Annotated in this window: 17 protein-coding genes; 8 read left to right on the forward strand and 9 right to left on the reverse strand. The window is 63.1% G+C overall.

Going from position 1 to position 20,493, the window contains the following annotated elements:
* Positions 1–752: 752 nt before the first annotated feature.
* The gene (locus tag F8N66_RS03000; RefSeq protein WP_150768749.1) at positions 753–1,964 is read right to left on the reverse strand and encodes an MFS transporter; all 1,212 of its coding nucleotides are present in this window, start codon (positions 1,962–1,964) and stop codon (positions 753–755) included.
* A gap of 115 nt (positions 1,965–2,079) precedes the next feature.
* On the opposite strand from F8N66_RS03000, the gene F8N66_RS03005 reads away from it, so the two are divergent.
* Positions 2,080–2,853 (forward strand): AraC family transcriptional regulator, encoded by a 774-nt coding sequence (locus tag F8N66_RS03005; protein WP_150768750.1) that lies wholly within the window; start codon positions 2,080–2,082, stop codon positions 2,851–2,853.
* Between the two features lie 94 nt (positions 2,854–2,947).
* Here F8N66_RS03005 and F8N66_RS03010 read toward each other — a convergent pair whose 3' ends face one another.
* Together F8N66_RS03010 and F8N66_RS03015 are read right to left on the reverse strand one after the other, a co-directional pair.
* Positions 2,948–4,249: an MFS transporter gene (locus F8N66_RS03010; protein ID WP_150768751.1), complete on the reverse strand. Its 1,302-nt coding sequence runs from the start codon at positions 4,247–4,249 to the stop codon at positions 2,948–2,950.
* A 30-nt stretch (positions 4,250–4,279) separates the two neighbouring features.
* A complete protein-coding gene (locus F8N66_RS03015; RefSeq protein WP_150768752.1) occupies positions 4,280–5,458 on the reverse strand; it encodes a M20 aminoacylase family protein in 1,179 nt (392 codons plus the stop codon).
* Between the two features lie 141 nt (positions 5,459–5,599).
* Between F8N66_RS03015 and F8N66_RS03020 the strand changes: the two genes are divergently transcribed.
* Positions 5,600–6,553: a LysR substrate-binding domain-containing protein gene (locus F8N66_RS03020; protein ID WP_150768753.1), complete on the forward strand. Its 954-nt coding sequence runs from the start codon at positions 5,600–5,602 to the stop codon at positions 6,551–6,553.
* Between the two features lie 385 nt (positions 6,554–6,938).
* A complete protein-coding gene (locus F8N66_RS31440; protein WP_191622883.1) occupies positions 6,939–7,088 on the forward strand; it encodes a hypothetical protein in 150 nt (49 codons plus the stop codon).
* A gap of 300 nt (positions 7,089–7,388) precedes the next feature.
* On the opposite strand, the gene F8N66_RS03035 is transcribed toward F8N66_RS31440, so the two are convergent.
* Positions 7,389–8,015 carry a glutathione S-transferase family protein gene (locus F8N66_RS03035; protein WP_150768755.1) on the reverse strand — a complete coding sequence of 209 codons (627 nt, stop codon included), beginning with the start codon at positions 8,013–8,015 and terminating at the stop codon, positions 7,389–7,391.
* Positions 8,016–8,080: 65 nt separating this feature from the next.
* On the reverse strand, positions 8,081–8,962 hold the full coding sequence (locus F8N66_RS03040; RefSeq protein WP_150768756.1) for an NmrA family NAD(P)-binding protein: 882 nt from the start codon (positions 8,960–8,962) through the stop codon (positions 8,081–8,083).
* A gap of 107 nt (positions 8,963–9,069) precedes the next feature.
* On the opposite strand from F8N66_RS03040, the gene F8N66_RS03045 reads away from it, so the two are divergent.
* Entirely contained in the window at positions 9,070–9,639 is a 570-nt protein-coding gene (locus F8N66_RS03045; protein WP_150768757.1) for a TetR/AcrR family transcriptional regulator, read from the forward strand.
* 248 nt (positions 9,640–9,887) lie between these two features.
* Here F8N66_RS03045 and F8N66_RS03050 read toward each other — a convergent pair whose 3' ends face one another.
* On the reverse strand, positions 9,888–11,279 hold the full coding sequence (locus F8N66_RS03050) for a GntP family permease (RefSeq protein ID WP_150768758.1): 1,392 nt from the start codon (positions 11,277–11,279) through the stop codon (positions 9,888–9,890).
* Between the two features lie 120 nt (positions 11,280–11,399).
* The gene (hisD, locus tag F8N66_RS03055) at positions 11,400–12,707 is read right to left on the reverse strand and encodes a histidinol dehydrogenase (RefSeq protein WP_150768759.1); all 1,308 of its coding nucleotides are present in this window, start codon (positions 12,705–12,707) and stop codon (positions 11,400–11,402) included.
* A gap of 217 nt (positions 12,708–12,924) precedes the next feature.
* Here hisD and F8N66_RS03060 point away from each other — a divergent pair, with 217 nt between their 5' ends.
* Positions 12,925–13,998 (forward strand): LacI family DNA-binding transcriptional regulator, encoded by a 1,074-nt coding sequence (locus F8N66_RS03060; protein ID WP_150768760.1) that lies wholly within the window; start codon positions 12,925–12,927, stop codon positions 13,996–13,998.
* A 17-nt stretch (positions 13,999–14,015) separates the two neighbouring features.
* Here the strand turns inward: F8N66_RS03060 and F8N66_RS03065 are convergent, their stop codons facing one another.
* Complete coding sequence (locus F8N66_RS03065) at positions 14,016–14,783, reverse strand: metallophosphoesterase (protein ID WP_150768761.1); 768 nt, start codon at positions 14,781–14,783, stop codon at positions 14,016–14,018.
* A 267-nt stretch (positions 14,784–15,050) separates the two neighbouring features.
* On the opposite strand from F8N66_RS03065, the gene F8N66_RS03070 reads away from it, so the two are divergent.
* The 3 genes from F8N66_RS03070 to F8N66_RS03080 are packed head-to-tail and all read left to right on the forward strand — an operon-like array spanning position 15,051 to position 19,083.
* A complete protein-coding gene (locus tag F8N66_RS03070; RefSeq protein WP_224790440.1) occupies positions 15,051–17,123 on the forward strand; it encodes an ATP-binding cassette domain-containing protein in 2,073 nt (690 codons plus the stop codon).
* A gap of 8 nt (positions 17,124–17,131) precedes the next feature.
* A complete protein-coding gene (locus F8N66_RS03075) occupies positions 17,132–18,181 on the forward strand; it encodes a glycine betaine ABC transporter substrate-binding protein (protein WP_412070710.1) in 1,050 nt (349 codons plus the stop codon).
* Positions 18,178–19,083, forward strand: coding sequence for a homocysteine S-methyltransferase family protein (locus F8N66_RS03080; protein WP_150768764.1), 906 nt, complete (start codon positions 18,178–18,180; stop codon positions 19,081–19,083). The genes F8N66_RS03075 and F8N66_RS03080 overlap by 4 nt, the downstream gene beginning before the upstream one ends.
* Positions 19,084–19,226: 143 nt before the next feature.
* Here F8N66_RS03080 and lldD read toward each other — a convergent pair whose 3' ends face one another.
* Complete coding sequence (gene lldD, locus F8N66_RS03090; RefSeq protein WP_150768765.1) at positions 19,227–20,372, reverse strand: FMN-dependent L-lactate dehydrogenase LldD; 1,146 nt, start codon at positions 20,370–20,372, stop codon at positions 19,227–19,229.
* Positions 20,373–20,493 lie beyond the last annotated feature (121 nt).

Consider the following 20,493-nt stretch of genomic DNA (forward strand, 5'->3'; position numbering starts at 1 on the left):
AAGTAACCAAGCGCTTTTGCCCCTGTCGTTCGGTGCCTCGCTAAGGCTCGGCATGCCCTCGTTCCGGTCCTGCTCCGTGGGCCCGCCGCCATCGGCCATCCATGGCCGGGGGCGGCTAAACCGGCATCCATGCCGGTTTACCCACTACGCAGAACCTCCACTCGGCCTTACGAGGGGGCGTGCACCGCAAAATCCAAAGCGAGGCGGCCTGATAGCCGACCTGATTGCAGGTGGGGCCGCGTTCCCCTGTAGGAGCGAGCCTGCTCGCGAAAAACGCCCAGACACCGCGCTCATTCAGACAGCCAGCGTTATCGTTGACGTCCTTCGCGAGCAGGCTCGCTCCCACAGGGGAACGCGTACATCCGTGAAATCAGGTCGGCTTTAAGGCCGCCTCGCTTTGGCTTTTGATTTTGATCTGGGCGCCCCGTTAAACCACGCTGGCCGAACGCAGGCATTGCGCAGTGGGGAAACCGGCATGGATGCCGGTTTAGCCGCGCTGGGCCAGGGACGGCCCATCGCGGCGACCCACGGAGCAATGCCTTCGTTCGGGCATGCCGAGCCAGAGCGAGGCACCGAGTGGTGGGGCAAGAGCCCTTTGGTTACTTTGGGGCTTTTTCCAAAGTGACCCGCTGTAAGAGCGGAACCATAAGCCGCCGTTACCGCAGCAATGGATATGTACCCCCCGGCCGGCATCGGCCCCATTTCCTGTGGGATCGGGCACCCGCCAAAACCAGGTCCGCTTCCAGGCTGCCTCAAACCCCCTTGGTAGACGGCAACAGGATCGTCAGGATCCCCAACAACGGCAGATAGGAGCACAGCGCATACACGTACTCGATGCCATGAATATCCGCCAGATGCCCCAGCAATGCCGCGCCGATACCGCCAAAGCCAAACATCAGCCCGAAGAACACCCCTGCGATCATGCCGACATTGCCCGGTACCAGCTCCTGGGCGAAGACCACGATGGCGGAGAACGCCGAGGCGAGGATGAAGCCGATGATCATGCTCAGTACGCCGGTCCAGAACAGGTCGACGTAGGGCAGCGCCAGGGTGAAGGGGGCGGCGCCGAGGATGGAGAACCAGATCACCTTCTTGCGCCCGATGCGGTCGCCGATAGGACCGCCGAAGAAGGTGCCCGCCGCCACAGAACCGAGAAACAGGAACAGGTACAGCTGCGAACTGGCCACCGACAGGTCGAATTTCTCGATCAGGTAGAAGGTGAAGTAGCTGGTGAAGCTGGTCATGTAGAAATACTTGGAGAACACCAGCAGCGCCAGCACCACCAGGGCGAAGGTCACGCGTTGTTTCGACAGGCCGTGGGTGGCTTTGCTGCCCTGCTTGAGCTTGAACAGGTTCAAGTGGCTGCGATACCAGCGGCTCAGGCCATAGCAGACCAGGATGGCAAACGCCGCAAACAGGCCGAACCAGGCCACGTTGCCTTGTCCGTAGGGAATGATGATCGCCGCCGCCAGCAAGGGACCGAAGGCGCTGCCGGCGTTGCCGCCGACCTGGAACGTCGACTGCGCCAGGCCGTATCGACCGCCCGAGGCCAGGCGCGCAATGCGTGAAGTTTCCGGGTGAAAGGCCGAGGAACCCATGCCCACCAGCGCCGAGGCCACCAGGATCGCCGGGAAGCTGCCGACAAAGGCCAGCATCAGGATGCCGATCAACGTGCAGACCATCCCCGTCGGCAGCAACCAGGGTTTTGGATGGCGATCGGTGTGGTAGCCGACCCAGGGCTGCAGCAGCGAAGCGGTGAGCTGGAAGGTCAGGGTGATCAGGCCCACCTGGGTGAAGGTCAGGCCGTAGCTGGCCTTGAGCATCGGATAGATCGAAGGCAGCACGGCCTGGATCAGGTCGTTAATCAGGTGGGCCAGGGCGCAGGCAGTGATCACGCGCATCACCAGGGGGCTGGTCTGGCTGGCCACCGGGGCGGTGGCCGAAGGGGTCGTCATTGAGGACATCGCACATCATCCAGGTCAGGAAAAAAGGGCATTGCGTAGGTCTGGCGCTATGCTAGATTTCGAAAAATTGCCTGTCTCGCGCAATCCGGGCGACTCCTATCGCAAAAAGGGAATCATGATCCAATCACTTGAAGAATTTCTGGTCGCCATGGACGAAGTGGACTGGGCGGTGTGCACCAGTGCCACCGATTACCCGGAAAACTGGTTCATCGAACCCCACAGTCACGCCAAGCATCAGCTGATCTACGCGATCGAGGGCGTGATGGTGGTGCACTCGGGGCTGAACCAGTGGACGGTGCCGCCGAGTCGTGCGATCTGGATGCCCTGCGGGCACGTGCACTCGATTCGCTGCGTTGGCGCGTTGAAGATGCGCAGCGTCTTCGTGCGGCCTGACCAGTTTCCAGAACTTCCCGTTGAAACCCGGGCCGTGAGCATTTCCGCGCTGCTGAGCGAGCTGATCAAGACCTCGGTGACCATCGCGTCACCGGTGGATGCCGACTCGCGCGAAGCCAGGATCCTGCGCTTGATCGTCGACGAACTTACGCTGTTGCCGACCTTGCCACTGCACCTGCCGCAACCGGCCGATCCCCGTATCCAGGTGATCTGCGGGGCCCTGCAACAGGACCCGGGCGACGGTTCGACGCTGTCGGACTGGAGCGGGCGGCTGAACCTGGATGCGAAGACCATCCAGCGCCTGTTTCATCGGGAAACCGGCATGACCTTCGGCCAGTGGCGCCAGCAGGCGCGGCTGTTGCTGGCCCTGGAACGCATTGCCGTCGGCGAGAAAATCATCGATGTGGCCGGGGCGCTGGGCTACGACAGCCCCAGCGCGTTTACCACCATGTTCAAAAAGCAGTTCGGCACCACGCCCAGTCATTTTTTCAAGTAGCGGCGGTGTGATGCTGGCGCGCAACCTTGCGGCGCATGATATCCGGGTCCAGCAGGACATCGTGCCCGACACCGCCCTCGACGGCGTCAGGTGCTCAGTTGGCCAGCGGCTTGCCGGCGGTTTCCCTGACCATGGCCAGGCCCGCCAGCGTGAGGCTCAGGCACAGCATCACGTACAGCGCCGGCGCGTTATTGTTGCCGGTCAGGCTGATCAGCCCGGTGGCGAAGAACTGCGCGAAACCACCGAACACCGAGACGCCCAGGCAATAGACAATCGACAGGCCGGTCGCCCGGATCGAGCGCGGAAACAGTTCCGTCACCAGCACCAGTGTCGGCACGGTGATCAACACCAGCAGCAGGGTGGTGAACACCGAGACGCCCAGCAGTGTCAGCAGCGTCGGGTACTGATTCATCAGCATGAACACCGGATAGATCAGCAACAGCATCGGCACGGCGCCCAGGGCGATGGTGCGGCGACGGCCGATGCGGTCGCTGAGCCGGCCCGCCCAGATCGACAGGCTGATCTGCACCAGCGCACCGAGACAGGCGGCGATGGTGCCCATCGTCATCGGCAGGTGCAGCACCGTGACCGTGTAGTTGGTCATGTAGTCCAGCACGATGTAGCTGGACGCGGTACTGCCAATCACCAACAACACACCGGTGATGATGGTTCGGCGATGGCGGGTGAAGATCAGGCGAATGCCGGATGCTTCTTCGTGCGTGGCTTGGGCGGCGGTTTCCTTGAGATGGCGGCGGATGTAGACACCCACCGGTATCACCAGGATGCCCAGCACGAACGGCAAGCGCCAACCCCAGCTTTCCAGGGCTTCGGCAGGCAACGATGAACTCAAGGCCAGCGCCACCAGCGCGCCTAGCAGGAAGCTCAGGCCCTGGCTGAACAGCTGCCAGCTGCCATAGAAGCCGCGATTGTTGTCGTCGGCGTACTCCATCAGCATCGCGGTCGAGGCACCGACTTCACCGCCGATGGCGAAGCCCTGGATCAGCCGCGCCAGCACGATGATCACCGGGGCGGCGATACCGATCTGCGCGTAGGTGGGCGCGATGGCGAACATCAGCGAGCCCAGGGCCATGAGCCACAGCGTCAGCATCATCGCCGGCTTGCGCCCGACCCGGTCGGCGTAGGCGCCCAGCACCAGGCCGCCGATGGGGCGCATGCCGAAGCCAACGCCGAAGGTGGCCAGCGACAGCAGCAATTGCCCCAGGGTGCTCTCGACCGGGAAGAACTGTCGGCCGATGAGCGTGGCAAAGAAGCTGTAGACGGAGAAATCGTAGAACTCAAGCCCGGAACCGATGGTGATGGCGGCGATGGCGCGTGCGCCTATCGGACGGCGGCTGACATCGGTTGCAGGCAGGGCAGTCGAAGCGGCAGTGGACATGGGACGAACTCCAGTAGGCGAGGGCGGGGATCAGGCGAGGAAGGTCTCGACCAGGCGAACCCAATAGCTGGCGCCGGTCGCCAGGCAGTCGTCGTTGAAGTCGTAGCCGGGGTTATGCACCATGCAACCGCCTTCGCCATCGCCGTTGCCGATCAGCAGGTAACAGCCGGGGCAGCGCTCCAGCATCACCGCGAAATCCTCGCTGCCGGTCAGCGGTTTCATGTTCGGGATCAGTCCCGCTTCGCCGAGCCAGTCCAGCGCCACCTGGCGCGCGAATTCGGTGCTTTGCGGATGGTTGAACAGCGCGGGAAAGCGTTGCGCCTCGTCGACATCGACCGTGGCACGCGCCCCGAAGCTGGCCGCCTGAGCCTGCGCCACGGCGGTGATGCGGGCGATCAGCTCATCGCGTACTTCGGTTTTGAGGGCGCGCACGCTCAGCTGCAACTCGGCGTGATCGGGAATCACATTGGCGGCGATCCCGGCATGGAATGCACCGACGGTCACCACCGCCGTGTCCAGCGGATCGACATTGCGCGCGACGATACTTTGCAGCGCCATCACGATCGCCGCCCCCGCCAGCACCGGATCCACCGCCTTATGGGGCATGGCGCCGTGGCCGCCGACACCGTCGACGCGAATCGTCACCGTGTCGGTCGAGGCCATGAACGGCCCCGGCAGGAAGCCGAGTTTGCCGACGGGCAGGCCCGGCATGTTGTGCATCGCGAACACCGCATCGCACGGGAACAGCTCGAACAGCCCGTCATCGAGCATGCGCCGGGCGCCGCCGTCACCTTCCTCGGCCGGCTGGAAAATCACCACCAGCGCGCCGTCGAACGCGCGGCTCTCGGACAGGTATTTTGCCGCCGCCAGCAGCATGGCGGTGTGACCGTCGTGGCCACAGGCGTGCATCACCCCTTCGTGGCGACTGGCGTAGGGCAACCCGGTTTGTTCGATGATCGGCAGCGCGTCCATGTCGGCGCGCAGGCCGATCATCTTGTCGCCCTGGCCCTGGCGTAACAATCCGACCACGCCCGTACCGCCCAGGCCACGGTGCACCTGGTAGCCCCATTCCTCGAGTTTGCCGGCCACCAGATCGGCCGTGGCGAACTCTTCGAAACTCAACTCCGGGTGAGCGTGGATGTGGCGACGCAGGGCGATCATCTCTTCTTCGAGCGCGCGGATACCGGGCAGCGCAGGCAGGTTGAGCATCAGGAAATCCTCTTTTTTATGGGTCTTTTTCGGGTGTCCGACTGTTACCCTGCGATCCTAATGAGTTGGCGAATGCCGCGGCAGTCGCAAAAAAGCGGGGCTGAAAACCGTTGGTTTACACCCTGGAGTCAGGAGGAAGGGATGAAGCTGCATCAACTGCGGGCGCTGGTGATGATTGCCGACTGCGGCAGCATTCGTGCGGCGGCCCGGCAACTTGAGGTCTCGCAGACGGCGGTGGCCAAGGCGCTGCGTGAGCTGGAGGAACAGCTGCAATTGCCATTGCTGGTGCGCAATGCCAGCGGGGTGGTGTTGACGCAGTACGGCCAGTCGCTGTTGCAGCATGCGCGGCAGATGCTCAGCCAACTCGAGCGTGCGCAGCTGGAGCTGGCGCACCTGAGCGACCAGGCACAGGGGCAGCTGCGCCTGGGCATTTCACCGTGGATGGGCATGACGCTGTTGCCGGACGTCGTCACCCTGTTCCGCCAACGGATGCCGAAGGTACGCCTGGAGATTTTCGAAGGGTTGATGGCGGTGACGTTGCCGCGATTACGCGACGGCACCATGGAGTTTGCGGTCGGGCTGGTGTCGTCGCTGCTGCCACGCCCGGAGTTCGTCAGCGAGCCGATCTTTTCCTACCGGATGGCCGTGGTCGCCCGCCGTGATCATCCTCGGCGCGCCAGCCGTTCCATCCATCAATTGCTGGATCAGGACTGGGTGGTCAACTACCCGGATGCCAGTCACGAAGGCTTGATGACCGAGTTGTTCTGGCAGCACGGCGCGCAGATCGACATGCAGCACATCCACCGGGCGCATTCGCCGCAACTGACGTTGTCGCTGATCGAGCAGACCGACATGCTCAGCTACTTTCCAGAGCCCATGCTCACGGTGCCGATCTATCGGGAGCGCGTCGCGCGGCTGGATTTGGCCGAAACCTTCGCGACTGACGTCATCGGTATCGTCACGCCGCGCAATGCGCAGCTGGGGGTGGCTGCGCAGTGTTTTGTCGATTGCCTGCTGCAGGTGATTCGCCGTCGTGCGCGGTCGGCGCGGGCGGAGGATGTGGCGTTGTTTGATACGTTGGCGTTGTTGATTTGAGGGGGGAGGCTGTTCATCTGGATTTGGGTTTGTGTACATATCCGTTGCTGCGGTAACGGCCACTTAGGGTTCCGCTCTTACAGCGGGTTACTTGGAGAAGCCTGTAGGAGCGAGCATGCTCGCGATGGTCGTCAACGATGACGCGCAGAGCCTGACACCCCGTGGTGCCCTCGGGTTTTTCGCGAGCATGCTCGCTCCTACAGGGCCCGCCGCGATGGGCCATCCCTGGCCCAGCGCGGCTAAACCGGCGTCCATGCCGGTTTACCCACTGCGCAGAACCTGCGCTCGGCCTCACGAGGGGGCGTTCACCGCGAAAAGCCAAAGCGAGGCGGCCTTAAAGCCGACCTGCTTTTCGCTCCGTACGCATCCCCTTGTAGGAGCGAGCATGCTCGCGAAAAACGTCCAGACACCGCAAATCATTCAGACAGCGCGCGTTATCGTTGACGTCCATCGCGAGCAGGGCTCGCTCCTACAGGGGGTTGCGTACACCAGCCAACGCCAGGTCGGCTATAAGGCCGCCTCGCTTGGCTTTTGATTTTGATCTGGGCGCCCCGTTAAACCACGCTGGCCGAACGCAGGCATTGCGCAGTGGGGAAACCGGCATGGATGCCGGTTTAGCCGCGCTGGGCCAGGGATGGCCCATCGCGGCGACCCACGGAGCAATGCCTTCGTTTGGGCATGCCGAGCCAGAGCGAGGCACCGAGTGGTGGGGCAAGAGCGCTTGGTTACTTGGCGCTTTTCCAAGTAACCCGCTGTAAGAGCGGAACCATAAGCCGCCGTTACCGCAGCAACGGATATACACACCATCCCATCCCAAGCCCCAGCCAAAACCCACTCACCCCGCCAGATCGCGAAACACATTCAACCCCCGCTGCACCGCCGGCCTGGCCTCAACGGTATCGAACCACCGCGCCAGGCGCACAAGGGATCTCCAGTCCAGTCGGTCGCGGATTGATGTGGCCAGTGTGAAGGCCGAGATATCCGCCATGGAAAATTGATCGCCCGCCATGAATGCTCCTGTGAGAAAGCTTTCCGCCAGGCCGAATTGCTCGATCACACGCCGATCAATCAGGTTGGCAGCATCGTTGAGGCCAGCCTGACGCAGGAAAAAAGCGGCATGGCTGGGGGCGATGATGTCGGTGACGAAAAAGAAATAGCGATCCATGACCTTGTCGCGCCCGGGCCCATGCTGCGCGGGCGACAGTCGCCCCGGGGCTCTGCTGTCCGCGTACTGGATGATGGCGTTGGACTGGTTGATCACCTGCGCGGGTGTCAACGTCCGGTCTATCAGGGTCGGGACTTTTCCGGCCGGATTCAGCGCCAGGAACGCCGGGTCGCGATGCTCGCCCGCACGCAGATCCACAGGCCGCGCCGTGTAAGGAATGTTCGCTTCTTCGAGGGCTATTGCCGCCCTCACGCTGTTGCCGGTGTTCGCGCCGTACAACTCAATCTCAGGGTTCATCGCACGTTCCTCTCAGGCATTGCCGCCAGGGTGAGTGCCCGATCAAGGCACTCACCCTGGCTGCGTCAGGCATTGAACAGTTCTTTGTGCAGGGTCACGAATTGCTGCACGGTCATCGGCGCCTCGCCCGTCACCTCGCGGATGATGCTGTCTTCGCCCGCGAACACGCCATGCTGGTAGTCCAGGGCGACTTCCCCCAGGTGCTGGACGAGGAACGCCGACAAACCGGCGTCGAGCAGTTCCTGTTTGTACGCTTCAAGGCTGATGGGTTGATAGCTGATCTTACGCCCGAGCACTTCACCGATGGCATCGGCGACGCCTTGCTGGCTCAGTTCCACCGGGCCGTGAAGGTTGTAGCGCTTGCCTTGGTGCGGCAGCGGATCCAGGAGAATGGCGGCAATCAGGCGGGCCTGGTCTTCGGCGGCGATCGGGGCGTGACGGCCTTCACCGAAGGGCAGGCGGATCTGGCCTTGTTCCAGGATATGGGCACGCCAGTGCGGGTAGAGCAGCCACTGCGCGAAGTAGGTCGGACGCAGGTGGGTCATGGCCAGGCCGGACCAGTCGAACACCCGTTCCGCCGTCCAGTGATCCAGCGCCGCCTGACTCTTGGCCACGCGCCGTGCGGAAATCTGCGACATGTTGACGACCGCTTCGACGCCAGCCTCTTTCGCCGCTTGGGCGAAGCGTGCCGTGGCGTCGATCAAGCCCGGAGCGATCGGGTAGACGAAGTAGGCGGTACGAATGCCTTCGAGGGCACTGCGCACGGCATTCAAATCCAGCAGATCACCGGGCACAACCTCGGCGCCCATTGCGCGAAGCGCTGCACTGCGCTCATCTTCCTGGCGTACCAGTGCCCTGACCGGCACGCCTTTGGCGGTCAGGATTTCGATGGTTCTACGACCGGTGTCTCCGGTGGCGCCGGTGACGAGAATAGTGGCTTGGGTCATGTTGATCACCTCGGTTTGCGATGCTGGATGAAATATATTATGTTCGTAATTCAAATTAGATGCTGATCAACATCTAAAGTCAAACACCATTCATCAGGATGCTTTGCATGCGCAAATCACGGCAGGAAACAGCCGAAACCCGGCAGCGGATCGTAGAGGCCGCCAGCGTCGAGTTTCGCCAGAACGGCATAGACGGCACGGGCCTCTCGGGCCTGATGGCGGCGGCGGGGCTGACCCATGGCGGTTTCTACAAGCACTTCGAATCCAAGGATCAGGTCGTGGCGCAAGCGTGCGAGGTGGCGGTCGATACGCTGGTGTCGGGGCTGGAGGAGGTTGCTGGCGACGGTGGATTCGATGCGGTGGTGAGTGCCTACCTTTCAACCGAACACCGGGAGGCGCTGGGAACCGGTTGCCCTTATGCGGCGCTGGGCTGCGAATTGGCCCGCAGTCACGAGGCGGTCAAGGAAGTGGCGACGGCGGGGCTGGAACGGGTCATCGAACTGCTGGCTGCACACTCGGCCACGGAGGAGGGCGACACGGCACGGGCCCGGGCAATTGTCGCCTTCTGCACCATGATGGGGGCGCTGACCTTTTCCAGAATGGTCTCGCGCCCGGCACTTTCAGCGCAAATCCTGGAGACGGCCCGTGATCATTTGACTCAAGCCGATTCCCTTTAGGAGCGAGCAGGCTCGCGATGGACGGCCAGACACCGCGTTCATTCAGGCAGGGCGCGTTATCGTTGGCGACCATCGCGAGCCTGCTCGCTCCTACAGGGGATTTGTGGCGTGTTCAGGTCTGGCTACGTCCCGGCATGTCGATGTGATGCTGCTGCACCCGGCGGCCGGATCGTGAGCCAGTTGCCCGGCAACCGCATCTGAAACAACAACGGCAACCCTGGGGTTGCCGTTTTTTGTGCGTTGGCGAATCAGACCAGCCCGGTCGCGTAGTACACGCCGATCACGAAAAACGCCGCCAGTACCTTGAAGATGGTCATGCCGAAGATGTCTTTATAGGCCTGGCGGTGGGTCAGGCCGGTGACCGCCAGCAGGGTTATGACCGCGCCGTTGTGGGGCAGGGTGTCCATGCCGCCGGCGGCCATTGCCGCCACGCGGTGCATGACTTCCAGCGGGATATGGGCGGCGTTGGCCGATGCGATGAAGGTGTCGGACATGGCCGCCAGGGCAATGCTCATGCCGCCGGACGACGATCCGGTGATGCCGGCGAGCAGGTTGATGGTGATGGCCTGGTTGACCAGGGGATTGGGGATCACCTTCAGCGCCTCGACCACCGCGACGAAGCCGGGCAGTGCGGCGATCACCGCACCGAAACCATATTCCGAGGCGGTATTGAGGGTGGCGAGCATGGCGCCACTCACGGCGGTCCGGCTGCCCTCGGCCAGTTTGCGCACGATGGTGCGGTAGCTGAACAGGAAGACCGTGACGATCCCCACCAGCAATGCCGCCTGCACCGACCAGATGGCGATCATTTTCGACACCTGGGTCTGGATCGGCGCCTTGAGCCCGGGCAGGTCGATTTCATAAACGCTGCCGTACCAGTGCGGAATCCAGTGGGTGAAGGCCAGGTTCATCACGCCGACCAGCAGCAGCGGCAGCAGCGCCACCAGCGGGTGCGGCAGGGCGATGTCCTGCGGCGTTTCCGGTTCGTTGCGCAGATCGTGGCCGTAGCCTTCACCCGCGCGTTGCGCCTTGCGACGCTGGTGTTCGAGGTACAGCATGCCGCCGATCAGTACGAACAGCGAACCCAGCACGCCCAGCCAGGGCGCTGCCCAGGACGTGGTGCCGAAGAAGGTGGTGGGGATGATGTTCTGGATCTGCGGCGAACCCGGCAACGCGTCCATGGTGAAGGTGAAGGCGCCCAGGGCAATGGTCGCGGGCATCAGGCGCTTGGGAATATTGCTCTGGCGGAACATCTCCGCCGCGAAGGGGTAGACCGCGAACACCACGACAAACAGCGAAACGCCGCCGTAGGTGAGCAGCGCGCAGACCAGCACGATGACCAGCATGGCCTGGCTGCTGCCGAGCACATGAATGACGGATTTGACGATGGAACGGGAAAAACCGGACAACTCGATCAGCTTGCCGAACACGGCGCCGAGCAGGAACACCGGGAAGTAGAGCTTGATGAAGCCGACCATCTTGTCCATGAAAATATCACTGAACGCCGGGGCAACCGCGCTGGGGTCAGTGAGCAAAACGGCAGCGAGCGCCGCGAGGGGCGCGAAGATAATGACGCTATAGCCCCGGTAGGCAGCGAGCATTAACGCGAACAGCGCCAACAGGGCGATGATGACACTCATGGGATGTCCTTTGAGGCTGAGCCTGCAGCGCAGAGCAAGCGAGCGACGGACTGCGCATTGGCTGTGATTTATTGTTGTAGGGCCGCGCCCGTGGCGCGGCCCTTTTTAGCCAGGCGGGTGTTACTCGGCGATGCCGGCGTACGGCACGTGCTTGTGACCGTAGCGACGCACGCGGATGTTGGCCTGCTCGCCGTGGCCGGCGAACCCTTCCAGCGCGCACAGGCGCGAGCAGTACTCACCGATCAGGGCGCTGGCTTCGTCGGTCATGACCTTCTGATAGGTGCAGGTCTTGATGAATTTGCCGACCCACAGGCCGCCGGTGTAGCGCGCCGCTTTCTTGGTCGGCAGGGTGTGGTTGGTGCCGATGGCCTTGTCGCCGTAGGACACGTTGGTGCGCGGGCCGAGGAACAGCGCGCCGTAGTTGCGCATGTGGGTGAGGAAGAAGTCCGGGTCGCGGGTCATCACTTGCACGTGCTCGAACGCCAGGTCGTTGGCGATGGCCAGCATTTCCTGTTCGTCCTCGGCCACGATCACTTCGCCAAAGCTTTCCCAGGCCTGGCGGGCAATGCCTGCGGTCGGCAGGATTTGCAGCAGGCGTTCGATCTCGGCCATGGTCTCGCGGGCCAGTTTTTCCGAGGTGGTCAGCAGGATCGCCGGCGAATCCGGGCCGTGTTCGGCCTGGCCGAGCAGGTCGGTGGCGCAGATTTCGCCATCGACCGATTCGTCGGCGATCACCAGGGTCTCGGTCGGGCCGGCGAACAGGTCAATACCCACGCGACCGAACAGTTGACGCTTGGCCTCGGCGACAAACGCGTTACCCGGGCCGACCAGCATGTCCACCGGCTTGATGGCCTGGGTGCCCAGGGCCATGGCGCCGATCGCCTGGATGCCGCCCAGGCAGTAAATCTCATCGGCACCCGCCATGTGCTGCGCCGCGACAATGGCCGGTGCGGGTTTGCCGTGGAACGGCGGGGCGCAGGTGATGATGCGCGGCACACCGGCCACCTTGGCGGTGATCACCGACATGTGCGCCGAAGCCAGCAGCGGGTACTTGCCGCCCGGCACGTAGCAACCGGCGGCATTGACCGGGATGTTTTTGTGGCCCAGGACCACGCCCGGCAAGGTTTCGACTTCCAGGTCGCGCAGGCTGTTGCGCTGGTGCTGGGCGAAATTGCGCACCTGGGTCTGGGCGAATTCGATGTCGGCGATGTCGCGTTTGGTCAGCTGCGCCATGCAGGCATCGATCTCGGCGCTGGTGAGCCGGTAGTCCTCGCGATCCAGATTGTCGAAGCGAATGGACAGTTCACGTACGGCGGCGTCGCCACGTTCTTCGATGTCGGCCAGGGTCTTTTCAACGGTGTCGCGTACTTCGCGGGCAGCCGATTTGATGACGGACGCTTCTGCGCCTTTTTTGAGCCAGATTGCCATGTGATGGAGTCCTGCACGTTGTTGTTTTGGGTTTTTGCATACGTATGCAATTCGAGGCAATGCTAAGCCATTCCCTGGGCGGATGAAAAGGGGGGAGTCGAAAACTCTTGAAATTTCCCGGACGGGTTTGCCCTGTTCAGCGGCGAAACGGGCAGGGCGCACACCTCGGTTTGAATGGCAGGTATGATCGGCCTTTCAACTCCGGGCTGAGATGCAAATGGCTGATTCCAACGACCCCCAACGGCACCCGATCACGGCCCACGATGTCGCCAGGCTGGCGGGTGTGTCGCAGTCGGCGGTGTCGCGAACCTTCACCAAGGGCGCCAGTGTTTCGGCGAAGACGCGCAGCAAGGTCGAGGAGGCCGCCGCCGCCCTCGGCTACCGGCCCAATCAATGGGCTCGCTCGTTGATCAAGCGCCGCTCCAACCTGATCGGCGTCGTCGCCCCGAGCATGGAGAACCCCTTTTATTCAGCGGTGCTGGAAGCGTTATCGGCGGCGTTCGAGGAGTTGGGCTATCGGGTCCTGCTGTTTTCCACGGCGAACCACGAAGACGCCGATCCGGTCCTCGAAGAAGTGCTGGGCTATCGCGTTGAAGCATTGATCCTGGTCTCGGCCAGCCTGTCGTCGCGCTTCGCCCTGGAGTGCAAGCAGACCGGCTTGCCGGTGGTGCTGCTCAATCGTCGAAATGACAGCAGCAGCATTTCCAGCGTGACCAGCGACAACGCCCAGGGCAGCATGGAAATTGCCCAATTCCTGGCGGCGGGCAACCATCGTCGGCTGGCCTACATCGCCGGCAAGGAAAGCTCCTCGACCAGCCGTGATCGCGAGCGCGGCTTCATCGACGCGCTGCAACGACTGGGGCAACCGGCGCCAGCGCGTGAAGTGGGGCACTACACGTTCGACGGCGCCATGGAGGCCACGCGGCGCCTGTTGTCGAGCGCGCATCCCGCTGACGGGATTTTTTGCGCGAACGACATCATGGCGCTGGGCGCCATCAACGTCGCCCGCGAAGAGTTCGGGCTGCAGCCGGGCAAAGATCTCTCAATCGTTGGTTTCGACGACATCGGCATGGCCGCCTGGCCGGTGTTTTCCCTGACCACCTATGTTCAACCGGTGCACGCCATGGTCAGCCGCGCGGTCGGCATCATCTGTGCGCAACTGGAAAATCCTGACACGGCGGCGATCCAGGACGTGGTGCGCGGGCAATTGATCGTGCGCAAAAGCTCGAAGATCCCTGCGCACGGGGTGAAGCAGGGCCCCGACGGCCTGATCTGGCAGCCGGATGAATAATCACCGGGTGTGATGCTTCAGCTGTCCAGCTCGATCACCAGCGCGCTGTCGAATCCGGGGTTCTCGTTCACGCCATTTTTGGCGTAGCCGCGCGGGTTGCAGACCACTCGGGTTTCACCCACCCGATAATCAAAACTGCCATGGGTATGCCCGTGCAGCCACAGGGCTGGCTGCCATTCCAGGATCCGTGCCTGGAGATCCGAAACGAAACTGGCATTGATCGGTGAGCCGGCAAACTGCGGGCTGATGCTCGACCGTGTCGGGGCGAAATGTGAGATCACCACCGTCGGCGTCGTGCTGTCCCGGCGAAAGCACTCGTCCAGCCAGGCGACGGTCTGCAGGAAAATCAGCTGGGACAGCGCCGGGGTAAACAAGTCGGGAAAGTCTGGCGAAATCCTGATGTGGCTGAAGTCGCGCATCAGCTGCGTCGCCAGGTCAACACCCCGGGCCCGATCCTGCGCATCGTCGAACAGGCGATAGTCCGACCACAGCGTGCAGCCCAGAAAACGCACGCCGTCGTGCAGGTATTCCGAGCGCTCCAGCACGCGGATCCCGGTGCCTTGCGCCAGGCTGTCGAGCTGTTCATAGGTTGAAGCCAGATCGCTGCCATAGAACTCATGATTGCCCGCCACATACAGGATCGGGGCCGGGCAGGCCCTGGCCCATTCGATGGCCCTGGCCGGCCGGGCGATGTCACCGGCCAGCACGACGATGTCGGCCTGCACGTCGGGGAAAGGCATCAGGTCGACGGACAAGTGGAGGTCAGAGAGCAAGGCGATGCGCACGGGTCAATTCCTTGTGTGTTGGCTACTGGACAGCGTTGTGCAGAGTGGATGCCTCACTGTATCTCCCCGGACGGCACAGGTCAGCCTTGATCAAGCTTGCGAAGCCTAAGCTAATTCCAAAAAGATATTTATTTAACTTTTTTAAGATCGATTAGCTTTATGCGTTCTTGAGAGCGCTACGTTTAACACCCTGGCGCTTGGCCAATTTCCTACCCTGGGCCGGGAGCTCCTGTGACCATCATACAAACCTCTTTGTCGACTGACCGGATCGAGTCCTCGCAGAGATTTCCGGCACCCGTCGACGACCCCGTCAATGACAGCGATGTCGTGCTCGAACTGCGCGACATCACCAAGGCCTATGTGCGCAAAGGCCAGTCGGCAGCGCCTGCGGTCAGCAACGTCAGCCTGAAAGTGCGTCGCGGCGAAGTGCTGTGCCTGATGGGCACGTCCGGCAGCGGCAAGTCGACGTTGCTGCGCCACATCAACCGCTTGATCGAGCCCACCAGCGGCGAGGTGCTGATCGACGGACAGGCCATCAGCGGCTTGAGCAACCAGGCGCTACGCGCGCTGCGGTCGCGGCGCATCGGCATGGTGTTCCAGCATTTTGGCCTGTTGCCCCATCGCACGATCCTCGACAACGTCGCGCTGCCCCTTGAGCTGCGCGGCGAGCCCGAGTCGGTGCGCCATGCGGCGGCCGCCGAGCAATTGCAGGCGGTCGGCCTGGACGGCTGGGGCGAGCACTATCCCCATGAACTGTCCGGTGGCATGCAACAGCGGGTGGGATTCGCCCGGGCCCTGGTGACCAAGCCGGACATCCTGCTGATGGACGAGCCGTTCAGCGCCCTGGACCCGACCATCCGCCGCGACCTGCAAACGCATTTCCTGAAGCTGGCCCGTGAACGCGGCATCAGCACCTTGCTGGTCACCCACGATCCGCTCGAAGCGATCCGCCTCGCCGATCGCATCGCCGTGCTGCGCCAGGGGCGCCTGGTGCAATTGGGCACCCCCGATCAATTGCTTGAGCACCCTGCGGACGCCGAAGTCGCCGAGTTTTTCCGCGATTGCCAGCCAACGGCATCGCCTTCGCCATTGCAAAGCCCGGCCAGCGCTCGTGCGGCGACGGCGCCACGCCAGCCCCGTGAGCCATCCGCCGTTCACAGCTTGTCGCGCTGGCAAGCGCTGTTGCTGGGGCCGGCAGCCCTGGCGGCGCGAGGCAAGGGCGGGGCGTTCTGGCTGACGTTTGCCGCCGAGCTCGCGGCCTTCGCCGTGCTGGGCCAAGGCATTGTCAGCGGGACTTGGCTGGCGGTGCTCGCGGCCCTGATCGTGCTGGGCGCCAGTCGCTATGTGGCGCTGTCGCTGACCCGCCAGCCATCACGGCGCGAAGGGGCGGGCTGGGGCTGGCCCCTGGCACTGCTGCTGGTGAGCCAGGCCCTGGTGATCTGGCGCGTGATCACCCCTGACACCACCCATGCGTTGCTGCAGTTCCCGGAAAACCGCCAGGCGCTGTTGCTGGCGGCGGACAGCATCGACCAATTCATCGGCTGGTCCCAGGTGACCTTCGAGGGCGCGTTCGTCGGCGTGATCGTCGCCGTGCGTACGGTCATCGAAGGCATCGAAAACCTGCTCGGCTGGCTGCCCTGGCCGGTGTCGGCGCTGGCCGTGGTGTTTCTCGCCTGGCGTTCGGCGGGCGCGGCGTTGGGCCTGACCAGCGGCGCGGCCTTGTTGTACATCGGCCTGTTCGGTTTCTGGGAACACACCATCGCCACCCTGGCGTTGGTCGGCTCATCGGTGCTGATCGCCCTGGTCCTTGGCGTGCCGACCGGCATCCTGCTGGCGAAGCGGCCGCTGGTGCGTCGCCTGTTCACGCCGTTGCTGGATGTGATGCAGACACTGCCGACCTTCGTTTACCTGATTCCGGCCGTGGCGTTTTTCTCGGTCGGCAAGACCCCGGCCGTGATCGCGACGGTGATTTTTGCCCTGGCGCCGATGATCCGCCTGACCTCGCTGGGTATCCAGGAAGTGCCCAAGGATGCCGTCGAAGCGGCGGTCGCCCACGGTGCCAGCCCCTGGCAAACCCTGATCAAGGTGCAGTTGCCACTGGCGCGCCGCTCATTGCTGCTGGGGATCAACCAGACCATCGTCATGAGCCTGTCGATGGTGGTGGTGGCGGCCCTGATCGGCGCCGGCGGCCTGGGTTACGACGTGATGACCGCGCTGCGCAACATCAAGGGCGGCGAGGGCATGCTCGCCGGCGTGGCGATCGTGCTGTGCGCGCTGATACCGGATCGAATCATTCAATCGAGCTTGCGCAAGCAAGATCACCTGCACAATCAACAGTGAGACTTATCGTGAAGACACATTTCTCTCGTACGCTTGGCGCGGCTGCGCTGCTGACTTCCCTGATTCTTCCAGCAACCGTCATGGCCAAGGACAAAATCGTCATTGGCGAGCAGAACTGGACCGGTGCCATCGCCATTCAGCACATCCTGGGCGAGGTGATCAAGACCCGTCTCGATGGCGACGTCTCGTACCTGGCCGGGGATGTCCCGGTGCTGTTCAGTGCCGCTGCCAAAGGCGATGGCTCGGTCGACGTGCTGACCGACATCTGGCTGCCGAACCAGTCGGCCGCCTGGGCCAAATACGTCACCGCCGGCACGAAGTCATTGGTCCCCAACGTTCAACCCTATGCGGGAGAGCAAGGGTTCTACATCCCGGGCTACTTGCAGGACAAGTACGGGGTCAAGTCCATCTATGACCTGAAAAAACCGGAAGTGGCCAAGCTCTTCGAACCGCTGGGTGGCGGCAAGGCCCAGTTGCTGGTCGGGCCTGCGGGCTGGGAGTCAACGTACATTGGCCAGATCAAGGCCAAGGATTACGGCTTCGCCGATAAATTCGAATCGGTGTCCACGGAAGCCGCGGTGACTTACTCCAAGCTGGCGGCGGCCTACAAGGCCCAGCGCGGCGTGGTGTTCTATGCCTACACCCCGGACTGGATCTTCTCGGCGTTCGACCTGCGTCGCCTGGAAGAACCCGCGTTCGACGGTTATGCCCAGGACAACAAAAAAGGCGACCCGCTGTACAAGGCCGATGGCTGCTGGAAGTTCATCAGCCCGACGGTCGACCCGGACTGGTTGAACAAGAGCCAGATCACCTGCGCCTTCCCGGATGCCAAAGTCTACGTGCTGGCGTCGGCGGCCTTGAACAAGCGCGCACCGAAAATTGCCGAGTTCCTGCACAACTTCGCCATCGCGCCGGCGCAACTCAACGACCTGATCCTGAAGATCGAGAAGGAAAAACAACCGGCTGACGTCGCCGCCAAGGCCTGGGTCCAGGCCAACGGTGCCACCGTCGATCAATGGCTGACCGCCTCGGCGCCGAAAGTCAGTGCCGCGCAATGAGTGCCACTTCCTTGCGCTTGCTCGATGGCGGCATGGGACGTGAGTTGCAGCGCATCGGCGCGCCATTTCGCCAGCCGGAATGGTCGGCGCTGGCGCTGATCGAAGCGCCGCAGTTTGTGCAGCAGGCACACCAGGCGTTCATCGATGCCGGCGCCCGAATCATTACCACCAACAGCTACGCCGTGGTGCCTTTTCACATCGGTGAGGAGCGCTTTGCCGCGCAGGGGCGAACCCTGGCTGAGCGGGCGGGGCGCCTGGCCCGTCAGGCGGCGTCTGGCAGCGTCGAAGCGGTCACGGTGGCCGGTTCGCTTCCGCCGGCCCTCGGGTCGTATCGACCGGACCTGTTTGATCATCAACGCTCGGTCGCGATCCACCGCGAGCTGATCGCCGGATTGCAGGCGCACGTGGATGTCTGGCTGGCGGAGACCCAAAGCTCCATCGCTGAAGTGCGGGCAGTGGTGGAGGCGCTCGATCTCGATATCGCCATCAAACCGCTGTGGCTGTCCTTCACGCTGCTGGATGACGTGGATGGGCCGCCGCGGTTGCGCTCCACGGAACCGGTGGCCGACGCGGTACGCGCGGCGGCCAGCCTTGGGGCGTCGGCGGTGTTGTTCAATTGCAGCCAGCCGGAAGTCATGGCGGCGGCGTTGGCCGAGGCCCGTGAGGTCATTGTGGCGCTCGGCCAGGCGGTTGAGCTGGGCGTCTACGCCAACGCTTTCCCGCCGGTCAACGCCGAGGCGGAGGCCAACAGCACCTTGCTGGAGATCCGTCGCGACCTGGGGCCGGAGGCTTATCTGCACTGGTCTCGGGCGTGGGTGGCGGCCGGGGCCAGTATCGTGGGTGGGTGTTGCGGGATCGGGCCTGAGCATATTGCGCAGCTGGATTTACACCTATTGGCTTAGGTCAATCCCGCGTCCTGCAAATGTTCCAATGTGGGAGCGGGCTTGCTCGCGAAGAGGCCGTTTCAGTCGACATGTAGGTTGAATGAGACACCGCATTCGCGAGCAAGCCCGCTCCCACAGGGAACTGGGTGTATCCGCAAGAATCAGGTCGGTTGAGCGCGCACCAGAATCGACTCGTCAATCTGATCAATCGAGGTCACGCCGGTCAGCGTCATTGCCACCCGCATCTCCCTGGCAAAGATATCCAGCATATTCTCCACCCCGCGTTGCCCATCGGCGGCCAATGCGTAGGCCATCGAACGGCCCAGCAAAACGCCTTTCGCGCCGAGCGCCAGCATGCGCACCACGTCCAGCCCCGAGCGGATGCCCGAGTCGACCAGCACGCTCAAGTCGTTGCCGATCGCCTGCATGATTGGTGGCAACGCGTTGGCCGTCGACAGCACGCCGTCGAGCTGGCGGCCGCCATGGTTCGAGACGACGATGCCATCGGCGCCGAAACTCACCGCGTCCCGGGCATCCTGGGGGTCGAGAATGCCTTTGATGATCATCGGGCCTTTCCAGAACTCACGAATCCACTCCAGGTCGCTCCAGCTGATCGAAGGGTCGAAGTTGTTGGCCAGCCAGCCCATGTAGTCTTCAAGCGTCACGGCCTTGCCCAGGTAGTTGGAGATATTGCCCAGGTCGTGCGGGCGCCCCATCAGGCCGACGTTGAACGCCCAGTTGGGTCGGGTCATGGCCTGGAGCATGCGGCGCGACGAGGCGAACGGGCCGGACATGCCCGAATGGGCATCGCGGTATCGCGCGCCGGGGGTCGGCATGTCGACCGTGAACACCAAGTTCTGCACCCCCGCGGCTTTCGCCCGCTCCAGCGCGTTGCGCATGAAGCCCCGGTCCTTCAACACGTACAGTTGAAACCAGATCGGCTGTTGAGCGTTGGCCGTGACTTCCTCGATCGAACACACCGATACCGTCGACAGGCACAGCGGGATGCCCTTGTTTTGCGCCGCCTTGACCGCCTGCACTTCGCCCCGGCGGGCGAACATCCCGGTCAAGCCGACCGGGGCGAGCACGATGGGCATCGACTGTCGCTGGCCGAAGAGGGTGGTTTCAAGGCTCAGGGTTTCGACATTCTTCAGGATCCGCTGGCGCAGGCTGACGTGACTCAAATCGGCGCTGTTAGCCCTCAGCGTATGCTCTGCATAAGCTCCGCCATCGATGTAGTCGAACAGGAAACGGGGGAGTTTGCGACGTGCCGCTTCGCGGTAGTCCGATGCAGAAGAGATGATCATAACGTGCAGGCCTTGATCTGATGGGTGAGGGCAGCGCCCGGCGAGTCCTGGGTCAGGTTAGCGTATGCGACCGGTGTTGTGCTCGATTCAATCCGGCAACGCGTACCTCCAGGGCATTGCT

The organism is Pseudomonas fluorescens, from assembly GCF_902498195.1.
GTDB lineage: Bacteria > Pseudomonadota > Gammaproteobacteria > Pseudomonadales > Pseudomonadaceae > Aquipseudomonas > Aquipseudomonas fluorescens_BU.